The organism is Paenibacillus sp. J5, assembly GCF_054955055.1.
The window spans coordinates 353,491-362,923 of the sequence record NZ_JBUEDD010000007.1 but is presented as its reverse complement, the minus strand read 5'-3'; the positions used below and the strand labels follow the sequence as shown (position 1 = coordinate 362,923).

At 54.6% G+C, this 9,433-nt stretch carries 12 protein-coding genes; 2 read left to right on the top strand and 10 right to left on the bottom strand.

What is annotated here, in order from left to right; all coding sequences use genetic code 11:
• Positions 1-198: 198 nt before the first annotated feature.
• From ACY1JZ_RS15520 to ACY1JZ_RS15500, 5 genes are read right to left on the bottom strand one after another with little or no spacing between them, the layout of a single operon-like run.
• A complete protein-coding gene (locus tag ACY1JZ_RS15520) occupies positions 199-1,410 on the bottom strand; it encodes an aminotransferase class I/II-fold pyridoxal phosphate-dependent enzyme (RefSeq protein ID WP_462629988.1) in 1,212 nt (403 codons plus the stop codon).
• Positions 1,411-1,423: 13 nt separating this feature from the next.
• Positions 1,424-2,503 (bottom strand): site-2 protease family protein, encoded by a 1,080-nt coding sequence (locus tag ACY1JZ_RS15515; protein ID WP_462629971.1) that lies wholly within the window; start codon positions 2,501-2,503, stop codon positions 1,424-1,426.
• Positions 2,503-2,865 (bottom strand): arsenate reductase family protein, encoded by a 363-nt coding sequence (locus ACY1JZ_RS15510; protein ID WP_462629969.1) that lies wholly within the window; start codon positions 2,863-2,865, stop codon positions 2,503-2,505. The genes ACY1JZ_RS15515 and ACY1JZ_RS15510 overlap by 1 nt, the downstream gene beginning before the upstream one ends.
• Before the next feature lie 54 nt (positions 2,866-2,919).
• Complete coding sequence (locus ACY1JZ_RS15505; RefSeq protein WP_462629967.1) at positions 2,920-3,879, bottom strand: RluA family pseudouridine synthase; 960 nt, start codon at positions 3,877-3,879, stop codon at positions 2,920-2,922.
• Positions 3,876-4,448 carry a cob(I)yrinic acid a,c-diamide adenosyltransferase gene (locus ACY1JZ_RS15500; RefSeq protein WP_462629966.1) on the bottom strand — a complete coding sequence of 191 codons (573 nt, stop codon included), beginning with the start codon at positions 4,446-4,448 and terminating at the stop codon, positions 3,876-3,878. Before ACY1JZ_RS15500 ends, ACY1JZ_RS15505 begins: the two co-directional genes overlap by 4 nt.
• 261 nt (positions 4,449-4,709) lie before the next feature.
• Between ACY1JZ_RS15500 and ACY1JZ_RS15495 the strand changes: the two genes are divergently transcribed.
• Positions 4,710-5,597 carry a cell wall hydrolase gene (locus ACY1JZ_RS15495; protein ID WP_462629964.1) on the top strand — a complete coding sequence of 296 codons (888 nt, stop codon included), beginning with the start codon at positions 4,710-4,712 and terminating at the stop codon, positions 5,595-5,597.
• Between the two features lie 152 nt (positions 5,598-5,749).
• Here ACY1JZ_RS15495 and ACY1JZ_RS15490 read toward each other — a convergent pair whose 3' ends face one another.
• The 5 genes from ACY1JZ_RS15490 to ACY1JZ_RS15470 form a co-directional block, all read right to left on the bottom strand.
• Positions 5,750-5,968, bottom strand: coding sequence for an aspartyl-phosphate phosphatase Spo0E family protein (locus ACY1JZ_RS15490; protein ID WP_462629963.1), 219 nt, complete (start codon positions 5,966-5,968; stop codon positions 5,750-5,752).
• Between the two features lie 159 nt (positions 5,969-6,127).
• On the bottom strand, positions 6,128-7,351 hold the full coding sequence (locus ACY1JZ_RS15485; RefSeq protein ID WP_462629962.1) for an aminotransferase class I/II-fold pyridoxal phosphate-dependent enzyme: 1,224 nt from the start codon (positions 7,349-7,351) through the stop codon (positions 6,128-6,130).
• A gap of 20 nt (positions 7,352-7,371) precedes the next feature.
• Positions 7,372-7,863, bottom strand: coding sequence for an Lrp/AsnC family transcriptional regulator (locus ACY1JZ_RS15480; protein WP_462629961.1), 492 nt, complete (start codon positions 7,861-7,863; stop codon positions 7,372-7,374).
• A 131-nt stretch (positions 7,864-7,994) separates the two neighbouring features.
• On the bottom strand, positions 7,995-8,414 hold the full coding sequence (locus tag ACY1JZ_RS15475) for a spore coat protein (RefSeq protein WP_270169615.1): 420 nt from the start codon (positions 8,412-8,414) through the stop codon (positions 7,995-7,997).
• A gap of 25 nt (positions 8,415-8,439) precedes the next feature.
• Complete coding sequence (locus ACY1JZ_RS15470) at positions 8,440-8,664, bottom strand: hypothetical protein (protein ID WP_270169613.1); 225 nt, start codon at positions 8,662-8,664, stop codon at positions 8,440-8,442.
• 275 nt (positions 8,665-8,939) lie between these two features.
• Here ACY1JZ_RS15470 and ACY1JZ_RS15465 point away from each other — a divergent pair, with 275 nt between their 5' ends.
• Complete coding sequence (locus ACY1JZ_RS15465) at positions 8,940-9,371, top strand: hypothetical protein (protein ID WP_462629960.1); 432 nt, start codon at positions 8,940-8,942, stop codon at positions 9,369-9,371.
• Positions 9,372-9,433: the final 62 nt, after the last annotated feature.

The window sequence follows — 9,433 nt, the reverse complement described above, 5'->3', positions numbered from 1 at the left end:
GAAAACAGGGAATCTCATGAGATTCCCTGTTTCGCATCTAAGGCTTGTCTGAAAACTATGAACATTTCAGAACTGGCAGGATTTCCTTTCCAGGCAAGGCGCTTTTCGAAATCATACCGGGGTACCTCAAGAAACGGCAACGCAGCATGATGCAAAAAGGTGGTAAGAGCTGCCCTTGAACGGGTTTTCATACTCGACCTAATCTATGGCATTCAGAAATCGCCCGATTCGACTCGCAGCCTCCGCCAATCGCTCCTCGGGCTCAACAAGCGCAATGCGCACGTAGCCTTCCCCTTGTTCGCCAAATGCCTCTCCAGGTACGACAGCAACTCCCGCCTGCTTCACCATTTCCCGGGAAATCCGACGGCCGCTCCAGCCTTTCGACACTGCTCTTGGCGGCAGCGGCGCCCAGATAAACATCGTTGCACGCGGAAGCGGCACCTGCCAGCCAGCGTCTGCCAGTGCTGGAACGAACAGATCGCGCCGCCTCTGATAGATGGGGGCAACCGGCTCTAATTGACGCCGCATATCCGCATCCAGCGCCGTTATACCTGCCTGCTGCACTGCATCGAACACTCCATAGTCAATATTGGCCTTCAAGTCCCGAAGCGCTCCGACGGCTTCGCGGTTGCCAGCCAGAAACCCGATTCGGCAGCCCGCCATATTGAAGCTTTTGGACAAGGAATGAAATTCGACAGCAATATCCAGCGCACCGGGAACCTGCAGAATGCTCGGCGGGCGGAAGCCGTCAAAGGCAAGCTCCGAATAGGCCAGGTCATGCACAACCAGTACCTGATGGCGCTTGGCAAGTGCCACCAGCTTCTCCAGCAGCGATAGCTCGGCCACCGAGGCGACCGGATTGCTTGGAAAGCCGAGCAGGATGAAGCGGGCGCGTCCCCATTGCTCCTCTGTAATCGCATCCAGATCCGGCAGGAAGCCATGCTCTGCCCGCAGCGGCACCTTGATCGGCTCTACCCCGGCAATTGCCAGCGATGCTGCATAGATCGGATAGCCAGGATCAGGCACCAGCACCGCATCGCCTGGATTGGTTACCGCTAGCGCGAGATGCGCCAGTCCATCCTGCGAGCCCATGAGAGTGACCAGCTCATGGTCTGGACACAGCTCCGCACCGAAGCGCCAGCGCAGCCATTCCGCCGCCTTATGCCGGAACGCGGCACTGCCGCGCGATGCGGGATACGCATAGCGCTCCGACAGCATCACCTCACGGCTTAACGCCTCGCGGATGATCGGGGCTGGCGGCAGGTCGGGGCTGCCAATGCTCAGATCAATCACATCGATCCCCTCCCGCAGCGCCTCCTCCTTCCATCCCGCAATCTCTGCAAAGATCGCCGAACCGAGCGCGCCAAGCCGCTCGGAGCGCCAGCGCCCTGTTATTTTCTTGTTCACGATCCCTTTCCCTCCATCACCTTAGGCTAACATCTAAGCCCATCTCATGAATATTCCACATCATAGCGATCAAGAACAATGCCAGCGAGCCATAAGCCAGTCCAAACCTCCAGCGGGTAGATGGCGGAACTTCATAGTATCGGTCATTCTCGTACCGCTCGAACTCCACTCGAACCAGCAGCTCCAGCTTCCTTTCCCCATCCTTCTCGATGACACGGCTCCGCTCCAGCTCCACGCGGCGCACGATGCCTGGTACTGGAAGCTCCAGTTCTCCGCGGAAGCTGAGCACCTCCCATTCGAACTGGACGATGTGCTCTCCCGTGAGCCGGCAAAAGCTGTTATATCCCAGCTCCAGCCTTCGCTCCTGCGCAGTCAGGAACCAATCTGGAAGATTCAGCTCTTCCAGGCGAACCTCGTAGATGCTGGTAACCGAATCGGGATGGTTATTCTTCTTCCGCTTGATATAGGTGCGGTATAGATTCCAGGCAAAATACGACCAGATTAAAAACATCAGGAAGCTGAATCGATAGACAAGAACAATGGCGCCTCCAACAAGACCGACAACCCACAGCCAGCGGCTTACTGCTGTCGCGATGCGCCCGCCATCCAGCGGATGAATCGGCAGGAGGTTGAAGAGATTGATCAGAAATCCGACATTCGCCAGCACGAACAGCAACGGATTATCCAGTACGACTCCTGCAATATACACTGCCATAGCACCCAACGTGCCGAGCAGCGGGCCCCCAAGCGCAATATAAGCCTCCGTCGCCGCATCCTTCGGATGACGCTTCATCGTAATGAGCGCTCCAATAAACGGGATAAATAATGGCGCGCTGACTGGCAACCCCTTGCGCTTTGCTGCCCATACATGACCCAGCTCATGCACCAGAATGAGCAGTACAAAGCCTACGGCGAACCAGACAGGACTGATCAGCGCATAGGCCCCGATCGTGACCGCCATGCTGACTAATGGCCCGGCGAACTTACCGAGCAGCAGCAGCACCGTCTTCCCCTTGGTCGCCAGGAACAGCAGCGCCGCGCCTATAAACCACCACGGATTGCGGCTCTTTCCTTCTTCATGTTTTCTCTGTGCCATTAGTCACCCCATATCTGTATAAACTCTGTCTCCCTGAAGCCCACTGTAACTCGCTCCCCGTCATCGACGACCGGTCGCTTGATCAGCCGTCCATTGGATGCCAGCAGCTCTATTTTCTCCTGCTCATTCATCTGCGACAGCTTGTCCTTCAGTTGGAGTGATTTGTACGCATCGCCAGTCACATTGAAGAACTTTTTGCTCTCCAGTCCGCTGCGCTCAATCCAGTCGCGAATGACCTCAGTGCTCGGCGCTGTCTCGAACAGATCATGCAGCTCCAGCTCATGGCCTGCTGCTTGCAGCCATTTGACGGCTTTGCGGCATGTGCCGCACTTGGCGTAATGATACACGGTCAGCTTGGACATCTCTCTCTTCCTCTCTCTTGCTCTCTCTTGCTCTCTCTTGCTCTCTCTTGCTCTCTAGTATACAGCTAACGTCTGCAACTGCTGCTCCAGCCAGAGCAGATCGACAGGCAGCGGTGCTGTGATCGTCATCCGCTCTCCCGTAGCAGGGTGGGTGAAGGCCAGCAGCCGGGCATGAAGCGCCTGGCGCCCTGCAGCCTGCTCAGCCTCCTTCATCCATGACTCATCCATATCGATCAGTCCATACATCTCATCTCCAATGAGCGGACAACCAAGGTGCTGCATATGGACGCGAATCTGATGGGTTCTGCCCGTCTCCAGCTTCAGCTTGACCAGCGCGGCCGCTCCGTTGCCATAGCTCGTTATCGTCTCATAATGGGTAATCGAAGGATAGCCGCTCTCCGTAACGATGCGAATATGCGGCCGCTCCGGGTCACGATCGATCGGCTCATTCACCGTCCCTAACGATGGAGATGGCAGATGGTAGACGAAAGCATAATACTCCTTGTCCATCTTCCCCTGCTGCATCTGCTCGGATAATTGCTGATGAACATACGGATTCTTGGCTATGGCAACCACGCCAGATGTGTCCTGATCCAGCCGATGAATGGGGCGGAAGCGAACCTGCTCCCCCCGCTGCTGCCAGTAATGGACAACACCGTTGGCCAGCGTGCCTGTGTAATGCCCATGCGTCGGATGCACAATGACACCCGCAGGCTTGTTGACAAGCAGCAGATCGGCATCCTCATAGAGGATGTCCAGCTCCATCGGCTCTGGCAAAATATCATCCGACGTCTCCTTCTCCATGCGAATCGCCAGCTCATCGCCCGCCTTTACCTTTACAGAGGTATACACTCTCTGCCCATTTAATGTAATCCCTTGCTCTGTCAGCTTGAGCCGCGACATCAGCTTGCGCGATACCCCAAGGCGGCGCTCCAGCACCGTTCGCACCAGCATACCCTCGTCCTGGGGGGCTATCGTCAGCTTCAGTGGCTCATAATATTGCATCTCTGTCATGAGAATAAGTCATCCGCCTTCAATCCTGGGATATAATGGACATCTTCGATATTTAGCCTCGCATTCGCGGCTCTGGCCGCAGCGAAGTAAAAGTCCGACAGCCGATTCAAGTAGACGAGCACATGCGGACTGCACGGACGAATCGCCGCCAGTCGCACCGCGCGACGCTCCGCGCGACGGCACACGGTTCGGCACACATGAAGCGCGGCTGCCAGTCCGCTCCCACCCGGCAGTACAAACTGCCGTATAGGTGGTGCTTGTTCCTGATAGAAATCAATCCACTGCTCCAGCACAGTCACATCCTCTGCGCCGAGCTTATAGGTCGGTTCAAGCTCATCCGCGTAGGACAGATCAGAGCCGCAGTCAAACAGTAGATTCATGACAAACTCCAGACGCTGTGCGAGATCATGCAGCTCCGCATACTGCCCTGCCTGCCAAGCCGCCTGAGCAGTGAAAGCATTCAGCTCATCAATGGTGCCATAGGCCTCCACTCTCAGATCATCCTTGGTCACACGTCCCCCGATAATCGCCGTCTCCCCCAAGTCTCCCGTCCGCGTATATAGTTTCATCCTTTGCCCGCCCCCGTTCCTGCTTACGTGGTTTGACACACTTATTTTACTATACCATAACCTTGTGCCCCGCCCAAATAAGGCCTATAACCGCGCCTGGCAATAGTCCTTCTCTATCAACCGCCGCTCTCTCAAACAGCATATGTAACGACATTCGCAAATGCAATTCTATCTCCTAATAATAGGCAAGGCTATTATTTCCATGGCATCTACAATTCTACCTGTAGTAGAGTAGACTACGGATAGGAGGAGTAGATATTCATGAGATTCAAAGGCAAGACTATGTTTCTGATCGCCTGCATGGCCTGGACATTGACTGCAGCAACGCCGCTGGCCCATGCCCAGGACACGCAGATCACCCCGACGAGCTTGATCGTCGACGGCACACCCATCACCACCCCAGCAGCGCTAGTTCAAGATCGGATGATGGTGCCCGCCACTCTGTTCAACCAGCTAGGAGCCCAGGTCAGTTGGGATGAGCAATACCGCTCAGCAGTCATACGCCATTCCTCGGTCATCCTCGCCTTCCCCGTCAACCGCAGCTACGCCAGCTTGCTATGGAACGGTCAGACCCAGTGGCAAAGCGAGGAATTGAGTCCCTCTGCCTTCTTGCAGAACAACCGCTCGTATGTGCCGCTCGCCTATACGGCTAACAAATTGGGGATGCGCGCGGAGTATGACGCCGCGACGCACAGCGTCTCTCTCTATACGAACCAACCCATGAAGTTGAAGCAACTGACCAGCAGTCGCACTCGGGTCGCAGACGCCAGCGCGGAAGACATGAAATGGCTATACCGCATAACGGAAGCTGAAGCGGGCGGCGAGAGCTATCAAGGCAAGGTAGCTGTCGCTGCATCCATACTTAACAGGGTCGAAGACCCCGCCTGGCCAGATACGATCAAGGAGACGATCTTCCAGGTTACGCACTACAACGGAAAATCTTATTATCAATACTCTCCCGTTCTGGACAAACGCATCTACGATGCCGAGCCGAGTGCGGAGACAATTCGCGCTGTCGATGAGGCCATGACGGGTAGCGACCCGTCCGGTGGGGCAATTCTGTTCTATAACCCTGCCAAAACGGATAATCAATGGGTGCGCAGCAGACCGACAACGGTCACCATCGGCAATCACGTCTTTGCCAAATAGCTCCACAACACAAGGGCTGTTCCCGATCAGCAGCATCGCTGCGTCAAGGGACAGCCCTATGTTTGCAGTCAGACGAATCCGGCTGCGCCGCTTCGACGAAGCAGCCGGATCGGCCTGTCGGCCAAGGTATAACGCTCAGACAGCAGCGGCTGTTAAGCTCTCGCGCACAACTGCTTCTCTCTCATATACTCATTGATTTTGTGATCCAGCTTGCGGCTGATATGGATGACGACATCGGAATTGAATGTCTCCTCCTGGCTATAGGTCTGCTCCATCACCTTGCGCAGATGGCAGATTTCATCCTCCAGTCTGCGGAGCTTAGGGGATATGCGGCCCGAAGGCCTGACGACGATCCGTTCCATGAAAGCCATCGTTATCCCTCCTGTTCCTGGCTATCATCCTCCACCAAGAATAATGAAAGGCGATTCCACAGCAGCACGATTCGACGTATCCCTCAAAATAAATCTAATTTTGTTAAATTATATCAAATTTTATCGAGAAATACAAATATGAAAGATATACCAACTGGATCAGCCTTGCTTCAGCTTGTGCACAAAGTGGCCTATTCTGTCGATAGCCTCTGTCAACTGAGAGACCGATGTCGCATACGAACAGCGGATGAAGCCTTCTCCCCCCTTGCCGAACACATTGCCCGGCACAGCAGCAACCTTATGCTCCCGGAGCAGCCGTTCAGCAAACACCTCCGAGCTGAGTCCAGTGGACTCGATCGACGGGAAGGCATAGAATGCCCCCTGCGGCTCATGGCAGTCAAGTCCGATGTCGCGGAATCCGCGTACAACAAGACGGCGACGCTGGTTGTAGGAATCCATCATTTTTTTCATTTCATCCAGGCCATTCGTGAGCGCCTCAAGAGCTGCAACCTGCCCCATAACCGGCGCGCACATTACTGTATACTGATGCACCTTGAGCATTGCCGAGATCAGGTCGGGATGACCGCACGCATAACCCATGCGCCAGCCTGTCATGGCGAACGCCTTGGAGAAGCCGCTCACCAGAATCGAACGATCCTTCATGCCTGGCAGCGACGCAAAGCTTACATGGTTGCTGCCATAGGTCAGTTCGGCATAGATTTCATCCGTTATGACGATCAGGTCATGCTCCTCCACAATCTTCGCGATCGGCAGCCAGTCCTCATAGGTCATAATGCCGCCCGTCGGGTTGCTCGGGTAACAGAGAACAAGCACCTTGGAGCGCGGCGTAAGGCTGGCCTTGAGCGATTCAGCGGTTAGCTTGAAGTTGTCCTTGGCAAAGGTCTCGATCCCAACCGGCACGCCTCCGCTTATGGAGGTAATGGGAGAATAGGAGATGTAACAGGGCTCAGGAACAAGAATCTCGTCGCCTGGATTAATAAGCACACGCAGCGCCAGATCAATCGCCTCGCTGCCGCCAACGGTGACCAGAATCTCATTACCCGGATCATAGCTGACGTTGAATCGTTCTTCCAGGTAGCCTGCGATTGCATGGCGCAGCTCTGGCATGCCCGCATTGGACGTATACTGGGTCTTGCCCTTCTCCAACGAGTAGACACAGGCCTCGCGCACATGCCATGGCGTCACAAAATCAGGCTCGCCCACGCCGAGCGTAATCATGTCGCTATCCTTGCTCTCGCTGACCAGATCAAAAAAACGCCGGATTCCCGAAGGCTTGATGCTCTTCACCACAGGCGACAAATAGTCTGCCATCGACCGGCGCCGCTCGAGCCGGGAAGCTTGCAATTGTTCATCTTTTATCATGACAGCTCACCATCCTTATGTTAAGGAGAAATAAGCAGTCGATGGTCATCTTCATGATCAGCAAAGATAATTCCGTCCTGCTTGTATTTCTTCAGAATAAAAAATGTCTTCGTTGACAGCACTTTGTCTATCGGGGACAGCTTGTTGGAGACAAAGGATGCCACATCGCGCAGCGTCTCCCCCTCCACCTCGACCAAGAGATCGTAATCGCCCGACATCAGGTAGACCGACTTCACCTCAGGATACAGATAGACCCGCTCGGCAATGCCCTCAAACCCGCGTCCACGCTCCGGCGTAATCTGCACCTCGATCAACGCCGTGACCTTCTCCTCACTGATCTTGCTCCAATTGACAATCGTTGCATATTTGACGATGATATGATCCTTTTCCATCTCATCGATTGCCTTAATCACTTCCTCTTGCTGCACACCCAGCATGGTCGCGATCAAGTCCGGGCCGCGCCGCGCGTCTTCCTTCAGCAGCTCCAGCACATCATTTTTCAGTTTTTCCATCCTTACAGCCTCCTCGGCATCCGCCTTGATACATAATCCTTATATTACAACGAAATATAGGTTCCTGCAATCAACATAGAGCCGCCGCCCCTATATCAAAAAAGCCGCCGTAACGGCGGCCAAGCTTGCGGCTACATATAATTGTTCGGATGCTGCGGCTGCTGCATCTGTGTTGGAGGGATGTGCTGCGGCATCGATACACTCGCAAACCCCGGACGCCCCATGCCGCCTCCTTGTCCCACCAACCCCTGCACAAATTGCTGCGTCTTGTCCAGCGTCTGCTTGTTCTGCTGAAGCTGCTTGTCGATCTCCTGCCTCAGGCATGGTGAAGCGGCGCTGTACATATTGTTCTGCTTCATCATCTTATACAGCTCACCTTGCAGATGCAGGGTCGAGTTCAGCAGGCTGGTAAACATCTGACGGACTTGGTCGCAGCTTGATTCTGTTGCTGCCGTCGCATATTCGCGCGTAACGCGCTTGAGATCTGCCAGGATGCTGTAGGCCTGGTCTTCATCTTGCAGTATTGCATGCTGCTGTTGGTTGTAATGCATAGCTGTGTCTGCCTCCTTGGAATCGTTATTGGGTCGGCTGTGTCGGGGCCAACGACTGATGATTGCTAAGTGATTGCATCAGTGTATGGCAGTGTTGTTCATGGATTTGTACAAATTGCGTACAAATCTGACGAAGTGCCGGATGGCTCGCAGTAGCTGCCGCCGCCGCACACTGCTTCATCAGCAAATCTTCATTGGAGATTGAATCAACGATATACTCTACTTCCTTGGCCGTTAACGGCTGCATCATATGGCATCCTCCTGTCTTGTGGGTTCATGCTTGAAGCTGCCTACGCAGCTATTGCAAGGAAAGACCCTCCATATTATGTCCGGGCTGGAAAGCTCCTATGCGGTTGTAAGCCAATCAGACCGTCCGTATCTTTTGTTATATGGAATCTCCCTATCGGACTACTACTAGATAAATGATGATTTTGCAAAAAATCAGCAGCGCTCCTGCGCAAACACCCGCTCCACCTCTAGCAGCACTGCATAGTTTATATAGAACAAGCCAAAGGAGTTGAGAGAATGAAACAGAAGAAAGCAGGAAGCCGCGCCAAGGGCTCAGCAACGAAAGGAACTGCACGCCAGAAGCATCAGCACCGCAACCGTCGGGAACAACATGCACTTGAGAAGCATCGCAGCGCAATCTGGGAGCATCGCACCTGGGGCTCGCGCACCCGCGGTGTTCAGTGCACACCAGGACATCGAACCTTGGGCACAAGAACACCAGGAGCTATCGGGCCAACGACTGGCCTGCGGACACCTGGACAGCGCACGATAGGGCAGAGAACGCCTGGCTTGAGAACGCCAGGACAGCGCACGCTGGGGCAGAGAACAGGCGGCTTGCGGACGCCTGGACACCGTTCTGGCGGTTATTACAAGCTCCCTGCCCATTGGCCGCCTCACTGGTATATTCAAGAGAATCAGCAGCCGGGAGAAGGGACGGAGACCGAGTAACCATCAGGAAGCAGATGGAATAGTCTATAGCACAACAAGCCTATCTCCTACAGATAGGCTTT